At 53.4% G+C, this 16,104-nt stretch carries 14 protein-coding genes and 1 riboswitch; of the genes, 2 read left to right on the forward strand and 12 right to left on the reverse strand.

The genetic code is table 11. The features are described from left to right. Positions 1 to 101 precede the first annotated feature (101 nt). Complete coding sequence (gene murI / locus OGW13_RS05730) at positions 102 to 953, reverse strand: glutamate racemase (protein ID WP_042998964.1); 852 nt, start codon at positions 951 to 953, stop codon at positions 102 to 104. Further along, a complete protein-coding gene (gene btuB / locus OGW13_RS05735; protein ID WP_042998963.1) occupies positions 898 to 2,736 on the reverse strand; it encodes a TonB-dependent vitamin B12 receptor BtuB in 1,839 nt (612 codons plus the stop codon). Before btuB ends, murI begins: the two co-directional genes overlap by 56 nt. A gap of 65 nt (positions 2,737 to 2,801) precedes the next feature. After that, positions 2,802 to 2,991, reverse strand: a riboswitch (cobalamin riboswitch). Between the two features lie 114 nt (positions 2,992 to 3,105). On the opposite strand from btuB, the gene trmA reads away from it, so the two are divergent. After that, the gene (trmA, locus tag OGW13_RS05740; protein WP_287115791.1) at positions 3,106 to 4,206 is read left to right on the forward strand and encodes a tRNA (uridine(54)-C5)-methyltransferase TrmA; all 1,101 of its coding nucleotides are present in this window, start codon (positions 3,106 to 3,108) and stop codon (positions 4,204 to 4,206) included. Between the two features lie 49 nt (positions 4,207 to 4,255). Here the strand turns inward: trmA and OGW13_RS05745 are convergent, their stop codons facing one another. Then, positions 4,256 to 4,615 (reverse strand): YijD family membrane protein, encoded by a 360-nt coding sequence (locus tag OGW13_RS05745; RefSeq protein WP_042998961.1) that lies wholly within the window; start codon positions 4,613 to 4,615, stop codon positions 4,256 to 4,258. Beyond that, complete coding sequence (fabR, locus tag OGW13_RS05750; RefSeq protein ID WP_043001797.1) at positions 4,615 to 5,265, reverse strand: HTH-type transcriptional repressor FabR; 651 nt, start codon at positions 5,263 to 5,265, stop codon at positions 4,615 to 4,617. Before fabR ends, OGW13_RS05745 begins: the two co-directional genes overlap by 1 nt. Before the next feature lie 198 nt (positions 5,266 to 5,463). On the opposite strand from fabR, the gene sthA reads away from it, so the two are divergent. After that, a complete protein-coding gene (sthA, locus tag OGW13_RS05755) occupies positions 5,464 to 6,864 on the forward strand; it encodes a Si-specific NAD(P)(+) transhydrogenase (protein ID WP_042325654.1) in 1,401 nt (466 codons plus the stop codon). Here the strand turns inward: sthA and oxyR are convergent. From oxyR to OGW13_RS05795, 8 genes are all read right to left on the reverse strand, one after another. Next, on the reverse strand, positions 6,847 to 7,764 hold the full coding sequence (gene oxyR / locus OGW13_RS05760) for a DNA-binding transcriptional regulator OxyR (RefSeq protein WP_042998960.1): 918 nt from the start codon (positions 7,762 to 7,764) through the stop codon (positions 6,847 to 6,849). The two genes, sthA and oxyR, sit on opposite strands and share 18 nt — an antisense overlap. 262 nt (positions 7,765 to 8,026) lie before the next feature. After that, complete coding sequence (locus OGW13_RS05765; protein WP_287115792.1) at positions 8,027 to 9,502, reverse strand: FGGY-family carbohydrate kinase; 1,476 nt, start codon at positions 9,500 to 9,502, stop codon at positions 8,027 to 8,029. Positions 9,503 to 9,512: 10 nt separating this feature from the next. Continuing rightward, entirely contained in the window at positions 9,513 to 10,394 is an 882-nt protein-coding gene (locus tag OGW13_RS05770) for an L-ribulose-5-phosphate 3-epimerase (RefSeq protein WP_042998958.1), read from the reverse strand. Beyond that, positions 10,394 to 11,437: an ABC transporter permease gene (locus OGW13_RS05775; protein WP_042998957.1), complete on the reverse strand. Its 1,044-nt coding sequence runs from the start codon at positions 11,435 to 11,437 to the stop codon at positions 10,394 to 10,396. The genes OGW13_RS05770 and OGW13_RS05775 overlap by 1 nt, the downstream gene beginning before the upstream one ends. Positions 11,438 to 11,450: 13 nt before the next feature. Beyond that, entirely contained in the window at positions 11,451 to 12,443 is a 993-nt protein-coding gene (locus tag OGW13_RS05780; RefSeq protein ID WP_042998956.1) for an ABC transporter permease, read from the reverse strand. Next, positions 12,436 to 13,953 carry a sugar ABC transporter ATP-binding protein gene (locus OGW13_RS05785; protein ID WP_044265230.1) on the reverse strand — a complete coding sequence of 506 codons (1,518 nt, stop codon included), beginning with the start codon at positions 13,951 to 13,953 and terminating at the stop codon, positions 12,436 to 12,438. The genes OGW13_RS05780 and OGW13_RS05785 overlap by 8 nt, the downstream gene beginning before the upstream one ends. Positions 13,954 to 14,017: 64 nt before the next feature. Beyond that, positions 14,018 to 15,022, reverse strand: coding sequence for a substrate-binding domain-containing protein (locus tag OGW13_RS05790; RefSeq protein ID WP_042998953.1), 1,005 nt, complete (start codon positions 15,020 to 15,022; stop codon positions 14,018 to 14,020). Between the two features lie 143 nt (positions 15,023 to 15,165). Beyond that, entirely contained in the window at positions 15,166 to 15,975 is an 810-nt protein-coding gene (locus tag OGW13_RS05795; RefSeq protein ID WP_287115793.1) for a DeoR/GlpR family DNA-binding transcription regulator, read from the reverse strand. Between the last annotated feature and the right edge of the window lie 129 nt (positions 15,976 to 16,104).

Genomic DNA, 16,104 nt, shown 5'->3' on the forward strand with positions numbered 1-16,104 from the left:
TGTTCCGTGTCAGTGGAGGCGCATTATAGGGAGTTATTTCGGGCTGACAAGGGGAAATTTAAAATAATTTTCCGAGTGCGTAATATTTACCCAAAACAGCGTTAAACCGTCAGTTTTTCGAGCGATTCAAAGCCATAGCGCTGCAAAACGGGCAATAATTGCTCAGTTTCTGGCGTCATCGCCATGCAATAGGCAATGTTGGCATCTGCTGATTTCGCATCCGGCGCTTCATGTTCCAGTAGCCAGGCAGTACGTCGTGCAATGGCCGCCCCGGAATCGACCAGTCGCGTTCCTTCAGGCAGAACCTGTAAGAGTTCTTCCTGCAACAGGGGAAAGTGGGTGCAGCCAAGTACCACGGTATCAGGCGGCTCCGGCATCCGCAGCCATGGGCGCAGGATCCGTTGCAGTTCTTCCAGCGGCACGGGTTCGCCGTGCAACTTCGCTTCCGCCAGTTCCACCAGCTCTGCGGACCCCAGCATGGCTATCTGGCACTCATTGGCAAAGCGCGCGATCAGTTCATGCGTATAAGGGCGCTTCACCGTCCCGCGCGTGGCCAGAAGCCCGACAACCCCGTTCGCCGTCAGACGCGCCGCCGGTTTGATCGCCGGTACCACGCCCACAACCGGGAAAGCGAACTTCTCACGTAAGGCAGGAAGAGAGACCGTGCTGGCCGTGTTACAGGCGATAACGGCCAGAGAAAGAGGATAACGCTGCTGTACCGCCGTCACGATCTCAACAACGCGCTCAACGATAAATGCCTCGCTCTTCTCCCCATAAGGAAAAGCCACGTTATCGAAAGCATAGATATAGTGGAGATCCGGCAGGAGATGCCGAATCTCATCATAGACCGACAACCCACCGACACCGGAATCAAATACCAGCACGGTGGGGCGCGGATCAGAAGGTGTAGCTGCCAGACAAGGTGTATTCCCGTCCTGCAGTTTGGTAGCCATAAACTGTCTCGTAATCTTTATCGAACAGGTTGGCTATTTTACCACGAACTGTGAGATGTGAGGTGACTGGATATGAAAGTCCGAGGTCCCACACGCTCAGCCCGCCCATTTTCACCTTCCGGGAATTGTCGTAGTCGTAATCGTAACGCTCGCCAATATACTGATAGGTCACATCCCAGCCCAGATCGTAGACCTGTCCGCTGAGCTCGTACTTCACCTGCTGTTTAGCGCGACGATAAAGCGGCTGATCGGTTTCATCATCACGCGGATCAACATACTGCAACGTTAAGCGATGATCGACCGGCCCGGTCGTCAGGTTCCCGGTCCATTCCAGGCCTTTGATGGTCGCGGATTTGACGTTGAAGTAGGTATTGTTGTTGTAGTCGATCAGGTTCTGAATTTTGTAGCGATAGGTCGACAGACGCCAGTCAAGCGGGCCGGTCAGCCCTTCTAATCCGGCTTCCCACTGCTTCGACTCTTCCGGCTTCAGGTTTGGGTTAGAGGCGATCCCAAAACGCTCCGCACCAAACTGTTGCCCCAGTGAAGGCGCAAGGAAGCCCGTGCCATAGGAAAGCGTCACTTTATAGTCATCAACAAACTGCCATCCCGCCGCTGTTTGCCAGGTACCATGCCAGCCGAACTGGTCGTCATGGTCTTCACGGCCCGACGCTTCCAGCGTCACGCTATCAATCTGCTGTTGCCCGGTGAGATAGAGGCCCGTGTTATCACGCTTATAGTTGTCTGTCCCATACTCGCCGAAGGACATCAGCTTTTCTTGTTTCCAGTCGACACCAGCACTGACAGCGCCGTGCCCGACAATAACGTTGTTGCCCCACTGGACGTAGCGCTGTTCCATATCATCAAGGCTATAACCTGTGGCATAGCGCCCATTCAGGCTGCTGTAGTTATAGTCCTTAATTCGCTGGTAGTTAGCGACCAGTTGTGACGAGTAGATTCCAGAATTGAAGCGCAGCCCCGTATCCCACGACTGAGTGTAATTCTGGTGCTCGTCGTTTCCGCCGTCATATCCCCAGTTCCCCTGGTCGTAATCGGCATTACTGGCATAGCCGTAGCCACGAAAGTAACCATCGAATTGATCGTTAAATTTGTGCTCAACGCCACCCCAGAAGAGTTTATTGCGATAACCATCGCGATCGCTGTCGCCGCTATAGCTGGAACGCGGCTGAACGTCGAAGCCTTTGGTGGTCTGATAAGCCCCGGCCGCGGTTACCACGGTATCGCCAAAACGCTGGCGGTACGTACCGTCATATTGCTGATAACCTTTTGACCCCACGCCAGCATTAATCTGCGAACGTTCCTCACCCGTCATAGTGATGATGTTCACTACGCCGCCAATCGCGCCAGAGCCATAAATCGCTGAGCGCGGGCCACGGATATACTCAATGCGCTGCACCAGCGACACCGGGATCTGGTCAATATCGGAATTATTCGTAATGCCCGGACGGGCGACCGGAATACCATCGACTAACACCAGAACGTGTTTCGCTTCGGTACCCCGCACAAACAGAGAAGAGCTTTGCCCCATGCCGCCATTCTGGGCGACATCCACGCCTGGCAGGCGGCGCATGACATCCAGAACGGTTCGGGACTGCCAGCGTTCGATATCCTCGCGGGTGACAATATCGGTCGGGGCCAGAACGGTATTAACAGGTTGTTGAAAACGGTTTGCTGTCACGACAAGCGTGTCAGGGGTGGCATCCTGTGCCCAACCCGAAAAAGCCGTGACGGAGAGCGCCGTCAGCAGCGATGTTTTTTTAATCATTGTAAAGCATCCACAATATAAGAAGGATGCCGCAGGTCCCACCGATAGTACGCGATGATGAAAACCAGTTGCGACGTTAGCCGGCAGGTCTTCGGGCTTGGAAGGTTATCCACGGATATAAGAGATGAAGACTTCCCACCCAACAGGCAGTGTCTGCTTACGCTCTCATCTCACCTTTCCTTACCGCTGCGCGTCAGCTCCAGATTTACACTGGATTCCCTATTAACTCACAGGACCGGCACACGGATGCTACAGTTTGTAACATCTTACTGTCCAGCGTGTTTGTTAAATATGAGAGATCATCAATGACTGGACATCTGTTGAGCAATCCCTACAATCCCCGCGTACTTTTATTTTTCAGGATACATCATGACCCCCGAACACCTTCCGACAGAACAGTATGACGCGCAGCTCGCCGAAAAAGTGGTGCGCTTGCAGAGTATGATGGCGCCCTTTTCTGACCTTGTCCCGGAAGTGTTTCGTTCGCCGGTCAGTCACTACCGTATGCGTGCTGAATTCCGCATCTGGCACGATGGCGATGACCTCTATCACATCATTTTTGACCAACAGAGCAAAAGCCGAATCCGCGTCGACAGCTTCCCTGCGGCGAGTGAACTGATTAACCAGTTGATGACCGCGATGATCGCAGGCGTGCGCGACAACCGCGTGTTGCGCCATAAACTGTTCCAGATTGATTACCTCACCACCATGAGTAATCAGGCAGTGGTTTCGCTGCTGTATCATAAAAGGCTGGACGACGAATGGCGTGAAGCCGCCGAAGCGCTCCGCGACGCCCTGCGTGCGCAGAACCTGAACGTGCATCTGATTGGCCGCGCGACAAAAACCAAAATCGCGCTGGATCAGGACTACATTGATGAACGTTTGCCAGTTGCGGGCAAAGAAATGATCTATCGCCAGGTTGAGAACAGCTTTACGCAGCCAAATGCGGCCATGAACATTCAGATGCTGGAGTGGGCGCTGGATGTCACTAAAGGCTCAAAAGGCGACCTGCTTGAACTGTACTGCGGTAACGGCAACTTTTCTTTAGCGCTGGCACGCAATTTTGACCGTGTGCTGGCCACCGAAATCGCCAAACCGTCTGTTGCCGCCGCGCAATACAACATTGCGGCGAATCAGATTGATAACGTGCAGATTATCCGCATGGCGGCGGAAGAGTTTACGCAGGCAATGAACGGCGTGCGCGAATTTAACCGCTTGCAGGGTATCGATCTGAAAAGCTATCAGTGCGAAACGATTTTTGTCGATCCGCCCCGCAGCGGTCTGGACAGCGAAACGGAGAAAATGGTGCAGGCATATCCGCGCATTCTGTACATCTCCTGTAATCCGGAGACGCTGTGCAAGAACCTGGAAACGTTAGGCCAGACGCATGACGTATCACGTCTGGCGCTGTTTGATCAGTTTCCGTATACGCACCATATGGAGTGTGGGGTGTTGTTGACGGCGAAGTGAGTGTCATAACCGGATGATGACGCAAAGCGTCTCATCCGGCCTCTCCTCTTTATTCCGACACTTCCTGCTTGCGATTACGCATTTTCACGCCGATCCAGAAGACCAGAATGACCGACAGCACCGCCGGGAAGAAGTTGGAACCGATATCCGGATATTCCGCGCGCACCACGGTGCTGTAAAGCAGAACGCCGAGAATAAAGCAGGCGGCAGCCAGACCCGGTAAACCCACAGGCATGGTGCGATTCAAATAACGTTGATGCAGACAGTACACCGTCAGCACCAACGAGATAATCGGAAATACAGAGAACGGCACGATGGAGCTAAACAGCGCCGCGAATGTACCATTGATTGACAAGCCAGCGACCAGCGCCAGCAGCAGCGTACCTTTATCCTGAACTGACTGTTTCATTACTCTTCCTTCACGTTACCCGGAATGAGGGGCATCTTCTCTTGTTCACGGCGATACCAGTAATACGCACCTTTCGAAATCATGCGCAGTTGCAGTACCAGTCGCTCTTCTAACTGCCGACGCTGTTCCGCGCCCACGTCCAGCGCTTCGGCGCCTGCACTGAAGACAATCGTCACCATCGCTTCGGCTTGCGCTTCAGTAAACGCACGCGGCATATGGTTTTCGATTTCCAGATAGTCCGCAAGTTCCGCGATGAAGTGCTGAATTTCTCGCGCAACGGCAGCACGGAACGCCGCTGAGGTGCCAGAACGTTCACGCAATAATAAACGGAAGGCGTTGGGGTTGTTACCGATGAACTCCATAAATGTGGAGACCGAGGTGCGGATCACACTCCCGCCCTTGGCGATACGCTGACGAGCCTGGCGCATCAACTGACGCAACATCAGACCGCTTTCATCAACCATGGTCAGGCCGAGCTCATCAACATCACGGAAATGACGATAAAAGGAGGTTGGCGCAATGCCCGCTTCACGTGCGACTTCACGCAAACTGAGACTGGCGAAGCTACGCTCCGCGCTCAGTTGACTAAATGCGGCTTCTACCAGCGAACGCCGGGTTTTTTCTTTTTGCTGCGCTCTAACGCCCATCACGATGTCTGAATCCTTCCGTATGCCTTGTCCGGCACTATACCAGAGTTCAAAGTTAATCTGTTTGTTCAGCTTTGTGAATGATTGTTTACGCGCAGTTTGTGCTTCGGCTTCGCAAAAAAGCACAACGATAATTGGGTTATCCCGGCAATGATGTTACTATTCTGTTGCTTTTATGTATAAGAACAGGTAAGCCTTACCATGCCACATTCCTACGATTACGATGCCATAGTTATAGGTTCCGGCCCCGGCGGCGAAGGCGCTGCAATGGGTCTGGTTAAGCAAGGAGCTCGTGTTGCCGTTATCGAGCGTTATCACAACGTTGGCGGCGGTTGCACCCACTGGGGCACCATCCCGTCAAAAGCGCTCCGCCACGCAGTCAGTCGTATTATCGAATTCAATCAGAACCCCCTTTATAGCGATCATTCCCGCCTGCTTCGTTCCTCATTCGCCGATATTCTCAACCATGCCGACAACGTGATTAATCAGCAAACACGGATGCGGCAGGGTTTTTATGAGCGTAACCACTGCGAGATCTTGCAGGGTAACGCCCATTTTGTTGACGAACACACGCTGGCGCTGGAATGTCATGACGGTACGGTTGAAACCCTGACAGCAGAGAAATTTGTCATTGCCTGCGGATCGCGCCCTTATCATCCGGCAGACGTGGATTTCTCGCACCCGCGCATTTATGACAGCGATTCGATCCTCAGTCTGCACCACGAACCGCGCCATGTGATTATTTATGGCGCCGGGGTGATTGGCTGCGAATATGCGTCGATCTTCCGCGGAATGGAGGTCAAAGTTGATCTCATCAACACCCGCGACCGTCTGCTGGCGTTCCTCGATCAGGAGATGTCCGACTCCCTCTCTTACCACTTCTGGAACAGCGGCGTCGTCATTCGCCACAATGAAGAGTATGAGAAAATCGAAGGCTGCGACGATGGCGTGATCATGCACCTGAAGTCCGGTAAGAAACTGAAGGCCGACTGCCTGTTGTATGCCAATGGTCGTACCGGCAACACCGATTCTCTGGCGTTACAGAATATCGGTCTGGAAACCGACAGCCGTGGTCAGCTCAAGGTCAACAGCATGTACCAAACCGCGCTGCCGCACGTTTACGCGGTGGGTGATGTGATCGGTTACCCGAGCCTGGCGTCCGCAGCATACGACCAGGGACGCATTGCCGCCCAGGCGCTGGTGAAAGGGGAAGCGAACGCGCACCTGATCGAAGATATCCCGACCGGCATTTACACCATCCCGGAGATCAGTTCCGTTGGCAAAACCGAACAGCAACTGACGGCGATGAAAGTGCCTTACGAAGTGGGACGTGCCCAGTTTAAACACCTGGCGCGCGCGCAAATCGTCGGCATGAACGTAGGCACGCTGAAGATTTTGTTCCATCGGGAAACGAAAGAGATTCTGGGGATTCACTGCTTTGGTGAACGCGCAGCCGAGATTATTCACATCGGTCAGGCGATTATGGAGCAGAAAGGTGGTGGTAACACGATTGAGTACTTCGTTAACACCACCTTTAACTACCCGACGATGGCGGAAGCCTATCGGGTAGCGGCGCTAAATGGCTTAAACCGCCTTTTTTAACGCCTTGTCGAAATGGCCATCCATCGCACCGCGGATGGCCTCTGCCAGTTGCTCATAGCGACTACGCAGCGGTGATCCTGGACGATACACCAGCCCCACCGTACGACGCGGCTCAGGCTTAATGCAGGGCAGATATACCACGCCATCACGTTTGCGTTCTTGCGGAACCGCCAGTGCAGGCAGCAGGGTAATACCGCTTCCTGCCGCTACCATGTTACGCAGCGTTTCCAGACTGGTCGCACGGAAGTGGGTGTCTTCGTCAGCACCGGCTTCAAAGCAGAATCCCATCGCCTGATCGCGCAGACAGTGACCGTCCTCCAGCATCAGCAGTTTTTCGCCTGCCAGATCGGACATCGGCACGCATTCGCGATTCGCCCACGGGTGATCTTCGTAGATCGCCAGCAGCATCGGCTCGTCGAACAACGGCACTTCGATAAAGGCCTCGCTCTCTTTCACCAGCGCCAGGATCACGCAGTCAAGCTTGCCGCTATCCAGTTGCGCCAGCAGCTGATGGGTCTGCGCTTCATGCAGATACATTTCCAGCTTCGGGAAAGTCTGGTGCAGCATCGGGATAATATGCGGCAGCAGGTAAGGACCGACAGTGGGAATCAAACCAATGTGCAGCGGACCTGACATGGTTTCGCCCTGTTGGCTTGCCATCTCCTTGAGCACTTTGACCTCACGCAGCACGGTACGCGCCTGATCCACCAGCAGTAAACCCGCCTGGGTGAACAGCACTTTACGACTCGTACGCTCCAGCAGCATCACGCCCAGCTCATCTTCCAGCTTGCGGATTTGTCCGCTCAGCGTTGGCTGACTAACGTGACAGGAGTCCGCCGCGCGCCGGAAGTGGCGATGTTCGGCTAATGCCACCAGGTATTCAAGATCACGAATATTCATTATTCATCCTCCATCGCCACGATAGTTCATGGCGATAGGTAGCATAGCAACGAACGATTATCCCTATCAAGCTTTCTGTCTGATAATCCATCACAGAAACGGAGCAGTCTCGTTTAACCCTTGAAGCCACTGCCCGTTCAGAGAGTCTCTCTCTACCCAAATAACGAAAGCCAACGTGAACTTTTGCGGACCCCGTGGTCCGCATTTTTTTTTGCGTAAAAAAGCCAGGCATCGTGCCTGGCCGGAATGAAGTTAATCAGCGTTATATTGCACTCAATGCATCCGCAACGCGTTTGAATTGCGCAAACCGGCTACGCAGCATGTTGTGCTTTACGGCATTCGGCTCAAGTCTGATCACCGACGGCAGAGTGGCGTTAATCGCCTGTGCGAATCCTGCATAATCCCCCACGCCAACGGCCGCACACATCGCCGCCGCCCGGCACCCGGACTGCTCGACATCGACAATTTCAAGCGGCAGATTGCTGGCATCGCAAAACATCTGCATCCAGATGCGCGAATGCGTTGGCCCGCCGGTAAAACGAATCGCCTGGGTTGCGCCGTTGAGTTGCAGCATCCGGTCCTGATGCAGTAAATGAGAAAATACGATGCCCTGATAGATAGCGTAAACCATGTCTGACGCATCGTGATGCCCTGCCAGCCCGAAAAAGCCGCCGCTTAATGAGTCGCAATAGTTTGAGCCGTACAGCCACGGGAAAAACAGAATGCTGTCTGGCTTCTGATACCCCTGCTCCGCCCACCGGTTAAGCGTATCGTGATCGTTTGCCAACGCCGGGAAAAAATGGTTGATAAACCAGGTCAGATTACTGGCGGAAGTGGGGCTGCCTTCATGCGCAAAATACTGCCCAGGAACACTGAATTTACCCCACACATAGGGATAATCCGCCGGAATAATGCGATCGAATACCCGGGTAGCGATAGACCAGGTGCCCGCTACCGCACTGAGGTGCGAGCTGTCATGCACACCGGAGGTGATGGCTGCGCCAACCACGTCAAAGACCCCGCCGAACACGGGTGTACCTACCTTCAACCCGCATAACGTAGCGGCATCGGCGGTCACATAGCCAGCGAGATCGGCAGAACCTATCACCCCCGGCGTGCAGTGCACCATCTCCTCAATGCCAAACAGGGCGAACAGCGCGGGATCGAACTCATTACGCTGCTGATTAAACAACTGGCTCCCGGAGATATTGGTCTCTTCACAGGCAAGGTTATCCGTCAGGCAGTAACGAATATAGTCGTGCGCCATCAGGATGTGGCCCGTCCGCGCGTAGTTCTCCGGCTCATGCTGTTTCAGCCAGGCCAGCAGCGCTGCCGGATGAGAAGGCCATAGCTGTTGCAAACTGAGCGGGTACGCCTGGCGATCGACACCCTGCGCCTTCCAGCTTGCCACCTGCGGTTGCGCCCGTGAATCTGAAGAGACGATGCCATTACGGACGGGTTTTCCCGATTTATCGACCAGGTAAAGTCCTTTACCGTGTGCAGAAAAGCCAATCCCGCGGATCTGTTCCGCCGCAATATGGCTCTCGGCCAGTGCGCGCTGAATCACGAGACATGTGGTGGCCCAGAGCGCGTTCATATCGCGCTCACAACACCCCGCCTGTGAGCTCAGCAGCGGCAAGGTTTGGGCCGCAACGATGACTTCTCTACCTTCGGCGGTATAAATCCCCGCTTTGGTGACTGTGCCGCCCAAATCAATGCCGATAAAGTAATGGCTCATCGTTATCTCCTTAACCTGCCATGAGTGGCCGTTCGTCATACCACCCGGCTGCCTGCATCTTGCTCTCTATCCACTGGCGCGCATGGATAATTTCCAACAACGGCTCGGCGGACTTTTCCGTCCACATCTCAATCAGGAAGGTTCCCCGATAGTTAAGGCGGCGTAGCGTTTTGAACAGCTTGATAAAGTCCACACACCCTTCGCCAAAGGGCACATCGCGGAATTGACCGGGCGAATCCGGCGTCACCGGGAATGTGTCTTTGAGATGGATCGCGGCAATACGGTCGATGCCTTTCGCCAGTTCGCTCTCCAGTTCGTTACCCCAGGCAGTTAAGTTGCCGACGTCCGGGTAAACGGTGAACCACGGCGAGTTAATTTTTTCATCCAGCACTTTCCATTTGCTGATGGAATTGATGAAAGGCGTATCCATGATTTCCACGGCACACATCACCTGCGCAGCTGCAGCCTGCTCCGCGGCCCAGGCCATCGCATCTTCGAACCAGGCGATAGTCTCTTCATTCTGTGGCTCATAATAAACGTCATAACCGGCAAGCTGGATGGTCCGTATCCCTAGATCCTGCGCCAGTCGCAGTGCTTTTTGCATGATGGCACGCGCCTGCTGGCGAGTCTGACTATCGTGGCTGCCGAACGGGAAACGGCGATGGGCGGATAAGCACATCGTTGGAATGCGCACCCCGGTTTTCTGGATCGCGCTGATGATTTCCATACGCTCTGCCAGTGACCAGTCGAGACGTGCCAGCCGCTCTTCGCTCTCATCCACCGACATTTCGACAAAATCAAAACCGCAGGATTTTGCCAGTGCCAGTTTTTCTACCCAACTGGTGTTTCCGGGTAGCGCCTTTTCATAAATACCTAACGGGTGGCTACGCATTATCTTCCCTCACGAGTGGCCAGTTGTTGTAACGCTTTTCGGCTGTGATTCATGGCGCGCTGTGCCTGCCATTTTTGCTTAAAGAATTTAAACGCCAGCGCTGCTATCAGCGTGATACCCCAGACCGCCAGATTGAAATGCAGGCTGAGGCCTAACAGGCTCAGGCCGGTGGCGATCACCTGCAGCACCAGCAAGGCGCAAAAGACGTGGCTGACTTTGCCTGAGCCGCCGAAGGGATCGGTGCCGCCCAGCACAATCGCCAGTACCGTCAGCAGCAGATAAGAATCGCCATAGCCCATACGGGCGGAGTTAAAACGGGCCAGCATAATCAGCCCGGCCAGCACACACAGCAGGCTGGAAATCGCGTAAATCGCCATTAACACACGGTGGGTGCGAATGCCGCTAAACCAGGTCGCATTGATGTTGCTGCCGCACATATAGATGATTTTCCCGGTACGGGTTTTGCCGAGGAATAGCGCCAGGCCCAGGGTAGCGACGATAAAAATCACCATCGGCACCGGAATGCCAAAGATCACTTCCGACCCGATACTGCGCACCACCGGTGGCATACCGCTTAGCGCCGCGCCTTTAGTCAGGTAAACGCCGATGCCGCTGATAATGGTCATGCTGCCCAGCGTCACCAGAATCGGGTGCGCGCCCACGCGGGAAATAATGGTCCCGGTGAGCGCGCCGATCGCCATGGCGATCGCCATCGCACCCAGCAGCGCCAGAAACAGCCACCACAGTTGCATACCGGTAGACGCGTCAGCCGGCACATACTGGATCAGCAGCCAGGCCATAAACAGGCTGGTCAAATTCGCGGTACCGATAATCGCCAGATTCAGACCGCCGCTCAGCATCGGGACAAACATCGCGAAGGTCAGTAGCCCCAGTTCCGGTAGCTGAAAGGCGATACTCAGAAAAGTGTTGTCGGTAAAAAAACGCCCTGGCATCGCCAGACTGAACGCCGCCACGGCGAAGAAACAGATCGCCAGCAACCCTGAGCTGGTGCCATCAAGCGGTAAAAATGCCTGCTTTTTCATTTCAAGCCCCCTGTCAGACGAATCCAACGTCCGTTTCTTTACGTTTTTTGTAGTGGGTGACGCAGATAGCCGAGACAATCACCACGCCGATGACGATATTCACGAAGTAGCTGGAGACGCCGATCAGGTTAAGACCGTTTTTGAGGATGCCGATCAGAAAGACCCCCATTAGCGTGCCGATCACCGAACCGCGCCCGCCGGACAAACTGGCTCCGCCCAGCACGGCGGCGGCCAATACATCGAGTTCGCCGCCCACCAGCGCGTTAGGCACCACTTCACTCATGCGGTAGGCCTGTAGCATTCCGCCAATGGCGGCGGCGGCGCCAAGATACCCGTAGGCAAACAGATAAATCAGCGATACCCGGATACCGATACGTCGTGCCGACTCGGTACTGCCGCCCACCGCATACAGCTGGCGGCCAATATGGGTTTTATTCATCAGCATCCAGGTGAAACAGGCCATCGCCAACATCACCACCAGCGGCAGTCCGACCTGGTAGGTTTCTCCTTCAAAACCAAAACTAAACAGCGATCGCTGGGTGATCCACCAGTCCGGCAGGTCATAGATGCTGTGGCCGTTGGTCAGCCACATCAGCATGCCGAACAACAGCGACTGCATACTGATGGTGATGATGATGGAAACCACATTGAGGTAATAAATCAGGATCGCGTTGATCAGGCCAAATATCACACCCAGCGCGATAGCAAACCCCAGGCACAGCAGCGGGCTGGTCATGGTGCCGCTGAGCAACAGGGACGCCACCACGTACTGAACCACCGACGCCACGGCGGCGAAGGAAATATCAATCCCCCCGGTAACCAGCACCACAAACAAGCCGAGGGCGAATATCCCCGTCACCGCGTAGCTTTCGGTGAGATCGAGCAGGTTCTGGATTGACAGGAACTCATTACTCATCAGCGAAAAAAACGCCAGCATCAGGACGATGACCCAGCCCAGCCAGCCTTCCACCGACCGTGGAAACCGGAGCGACAATACATTAGCCATTAATCACCTCCGCCAGCTGCTGCTCGGTATAGTCCGCAGGCAACAGCTCGTTAATAATTTTCCCGCGCTGCATATGGAAAATACGATCGCAGTTGTAATACGCCTCTGGCGCTTCATCGGTAATCAGCAGCACGGAAATACCGACGCCGGAAAGGCGGTGGATAAGCTGATAAATACTGTCTTTCGCGCCAATATCGACGCCGACGGTCGGCGCATCGAGGATCAAGACTTTGGGGCGGGTTAAAATCCATTTTGCCAACACCACTTTTTGTTGGTTGCCGCCGGACAGCGTCGAGAGCGGGTTATCGGGATTGGCGACTTTAATATCCAGATCCTGGATCCACTCCTGAACGAGGGTGGCCTGCCGTTTTTCATCAATAACATGCCACGGCGTTTTTAACCGGTTAAGGATCGAAAGCACCATATTGTCGCTGACCGACTGCGGGAGCACCGCGCCCAGCGTCAGGCGGTCTTCAGAGACATAGGCAATGCCCAGTTTCGCGGCCTGCGTATTGTCTTTGATGATGACTTTTTTCCCTTCCAGATAAATCTCTCCGCTATCCGGATGGGTAATGCCAAAAAGACTTAACGCCAGCTCTGTTCGCCCTGAGCCTAACAATCCGCACAGTCCCAGCACTTCACCCTGGTGAAGCTTCAGTGAAATATCCTCGAACTGCCCTTTCCGACTGAGCTTATTCAGTTCCAGCACCACTTTTCCTTCCACGCTGTTCGGCAGCTTTTTCTGATGGACAATCGTTCTGCCGGTCATCAGTTCGGTAATACGCGACGGGGTTAGTAAATTCGCCGCCCAGGTGCCAATGATTTCGCCATCGCGGATCACAGTAATACGGTCGGAAATCTCTTTCACTTCATCCAGACGATGGCTGACAAACACCACGGTGATATTTTTATCGCGCAGATAATTGACCGTGCGCAGTAGTTGGTTAACTTCAGTACGCGTCAGCGACGCCGTAGGCTCATCCATAATCACCAGCCGGGCATCGGCCACCAGCGCGCGGCAAATCGCCACCTGCTGGCGCTGGGCAATCGGTAAATGCTGAACCTGCGCGTCCGGATCGAGGGAGAAATGTAATTCGTGGATAATTTTTAGCGCCAGCGCTTTCAGACGGGCTTTGCGGTGCCAGCCAAAATAGCCCTTGAGATTTTCTTCAAAGGCGATATTTTCCGCGACCGTGAGGTTCGGGAATAACGACAGATCCTGATAAATAACCTGAATGCCTAACTCACGGGCTTTATCCGGCGAGAGTCTTGACCAGGATTTATCATCAATAATAATTTCGCTACCGGCATCCGGGATATACACACCGCACAGGGTTTTTATCAGCGTGCTTTTACCACAGCCGTTCGCTCCGGCCAGACAGTGGACTTCGCCTTTATTTAACGTGAGATCAATATTCTTTAATGCCCGATGACCGCCAAAACTTTTGCTTAGCGACTTAAACGTCACCAACGGTTCACCGGCATTTCGTTCTGCAATATGCGGCATCATGCTGTTCCTGAAAACGACCAAAGGATTTCCGGGCCGGTTGGCGGCCCGGTGATGCGACCAGAAATTACAAACCTAACTTCACTAAACGCCGGGTATTTTCAACATCAAGCTTTTCGGGGTTATCGCTCAGAATGGTGTTGTTCTGGACTTTGATTTCGCCCATATCGCCGATTTTGACGCCGTCTTTAATCGGTTCGCCGTTCATCATCGCCGTGGCGACCTGAACGAAAACTTTACCGGCGATCATCGGGTTAGAAATGTAGCCGCCGTCAATCGCGCCTTTCTCCAGCAATTTAATGCCCTGACCCGGAGTGAAGGTGCCGAACACGCAAATCGCATCGTTTTTCTTACGCTTATCAATCGCGCGGCCTGCGCCAATCGGGCCCTGAGAACCGAACGACATAATGCCTTTGAGATCTTTGTATTTGGACATCAGGTCATTCGCAGTGCGCATGGAATCGTCCACCGATTCCGCCACGCCAAAGCGATCTTCCACCAGGGTCATTTTCGGGTAGTGTTCTTTTTGATAAGCAATCGCGGCATTGGCCCAGTCATTCACCAGCGGTACCGTCAGGCTACCGACAAACATGGCGTATTTGCCCTCTTCCCCCATGCACTTCGCCATATCTTTCATATGATTGGCGCCCATGGTTTGGGTGTTCAGCAGCTCAAAATCCCAGTCAGCATTAGCCTGATCCGGTGATTCATGTGTAATCACTTTGATACCGGCTTCCTGGGCACGTTTAAGTACCGGCTCCAGCACTTTCGCATCGTTCGGCACCACGCCAATCACATCGACTTTCTTAGCGATTAAATCTTCAATGGCCCGCACCTGCTCGGCCGGGTCTGCCGTCGTTGGGCCAACCTGCCAGGCATTAACGCCGAGCGCCTTGCCCTCTTCTTTAATCCCTTGTTCCATCACGTTGAACCAGGGAATCCCGCCGACTTTCACAACCACGCCCATGGTAAAAGGCTTGTTGGCTTTTTGCGGCGCCGTGGATTGTTCAGCCCACGCGGCGGTTGATGACAATGCAACAGTAATCAGGCAGGGTAAGAGTAATTTTTTCATCGTAATTTCCTTAAGAAATAGCTTCAGACGCCAGGAATACCCAATAAAAATTGGCCTGACTTTTTATTTATTTCGACTTTCCTCTGGCATTGGCAGAATAACCAGACAGGTGTCATGATTATTCAGATAACGGCTAACACATACTACTTATCGACTTCCACCACATTTAGCTGTGGGTATTGCGCACGATAACGTTGATCAATACAGCTATTGGTGACCATAATATCGATTTCATCCAGCATACATATTTTACTGAAGGCGTATTGTTCAAATTTACTGGAATCCACCAGAAGGATCTTTTGCCCGGAAACCTGTAACATAACCTGCTTTAATCTGGCATTTATTTCACTGCCATCACGTATGCCATTTTCCAGATTTACTCCCTGACAGGAAAAGAAAAAACTATTAATTTGAAAATTTCGAATAGCACTCTCGGCAACGGGTCCATGGAAATCATCGTGGCGTTCAGAATACTCACCGCCAATACCGATAATGCGCACTTTATCCCGACAGGCCAGCGCCTGGATAATGCGTAGCGAATTGGTCACCACGGTAATATCAATGTCCGGAATTTGCCGGGCCAGAAACCAGCAGGTACTGCTGTTGTCCATCAGAATGCAATCGCCGGAATGAATAAACTGTAACGCTGCCTTGGCGATTTTAGTTTTGATATCAGGATGTTCCTCGGTACGCTTGCGAAATGATTCGGCGCGGTCCACGCTGCTCGCCTGCCATGCCGTCCCCTCTATCGCCGCTGCCGTCGCCTCTGGCGCATCCAGAGAAACCGCGCCGCCAAAGCTGCGGGTCAATCGTTTGTTACGTTCTAATACTTTCAGATCCCGGCGAATGGTTTCCGGTGATACCTGACATAATTGCGACAGCTCCGTTACCCGCACCGCCCCTTGTTTTTGCACATGGGCACAAATCATTTTGTAACGTTCTGCCTGCAGCATAATAGGGATCCGCTAAGTATCATTTTACATGGTCTTATAATTAACGTTTCCACCCGGAATTAAAGTGATTAATTTCAAGAAATATTCCATTGAAAAAGCCCGCGAACAATTGAACGATACTCATCACAA

The sequence above is a fragment of the Citrobacter sp. Ca225 genome (genome assembly GCF_030337175.1).
Lineage (GTDB): Bacteria > Pseudomonadota > Gammaproteobacteria > Enterobacterales > Enterobacteriaceae > Citrobacter_A > Citrobacter_A amalonaticus.

Coding starts and splice junctions, on each gene's coding strand:
- murI (WP_042998964.1), bottom strand. CDS start 953: ATGGCTACCAAACTGCAGGACGGGAATACACCTTGTCTGGCAGCTACA.
- btuB (WP_042998963.1), bottom strand. CDS start 2,736: ATGATTAAAAAAACATCGCTGCTGACGGCGCTCTCCGTCACGGCTTTT.
- trmA (WP_287115791.1), top strand. CDS start 3,106: ATGACCCCCGAACACCTTCCGACAGAACAGTATGACGCGCAGCTCGCC.
- OGW13_RS05745 (WP_042998961.1), bottom strand. CDS start 4,615: ATGAAACAGTCAGTTCAGGATAAAGGTACGCTGCTGCTGGCGCTGGTC.
- sthA (WP_042325654.1), top strand. CDS start 5,464: ATGCCACATTCCTACGATTACGATGCCATAGTTATAGGTTCCGGCCCC.
- oxyR (WP_042998960.1), bottom strand. CDS start 7,764: ATGAATATTCGTGATCTTGAATACCTGGTGGCATTAGCCGAACATCGC.
- OGW13_RS05765 (WP_287115792.1), bottom strand. CDS start 9,502: ATGAGCCATTACTTTATCGGCATTGATTTGGGCGGCACAGTCACCAAA.
- OGW13_RS05770 (WP_042998958.1), bottom strand. CDS start 10,394: ATGCGTAGCCACCCGTTAGGTATTTATGAAAAGGCGCTACCCGGAAAC.
- OGW13_RS05775 (WP_042998957.1), bottom strand. CDS start 11,437: ATGAAAAAGCAGGCATTTTTACCGCTTGATGGCACCAGCTCAGGGTTG.
- OGW13_RS05780 (WP_042998956.1), bottom strand. CDS start 12,443: ATGGCTAATGTATTGTCGCTCCGGTTTCCACGGTCGGTGGAAGGCTGG.
- OGW13_RS05785 (WP_044265230.1), bottom strand. CDS start 13,953: ATGATGCCGCATATTGCAGAACGAAATGCCGGTGAACCGTTGGTGACG.
- OGW13_RS05790 (WP_042998953.1), bottom strand. CDS start 15,022: ATGAAAAAATTACTCTTACCCTGCCTGATTACTGTTGCATTGTCATCA.
- OGW13_RS05795 (WP_287115793.1), bottom strand. CDS start 15,975: ATGCTGCAGGCAGAACGTTACAAAATGATTTGTGCCCATGTGCAAAAA.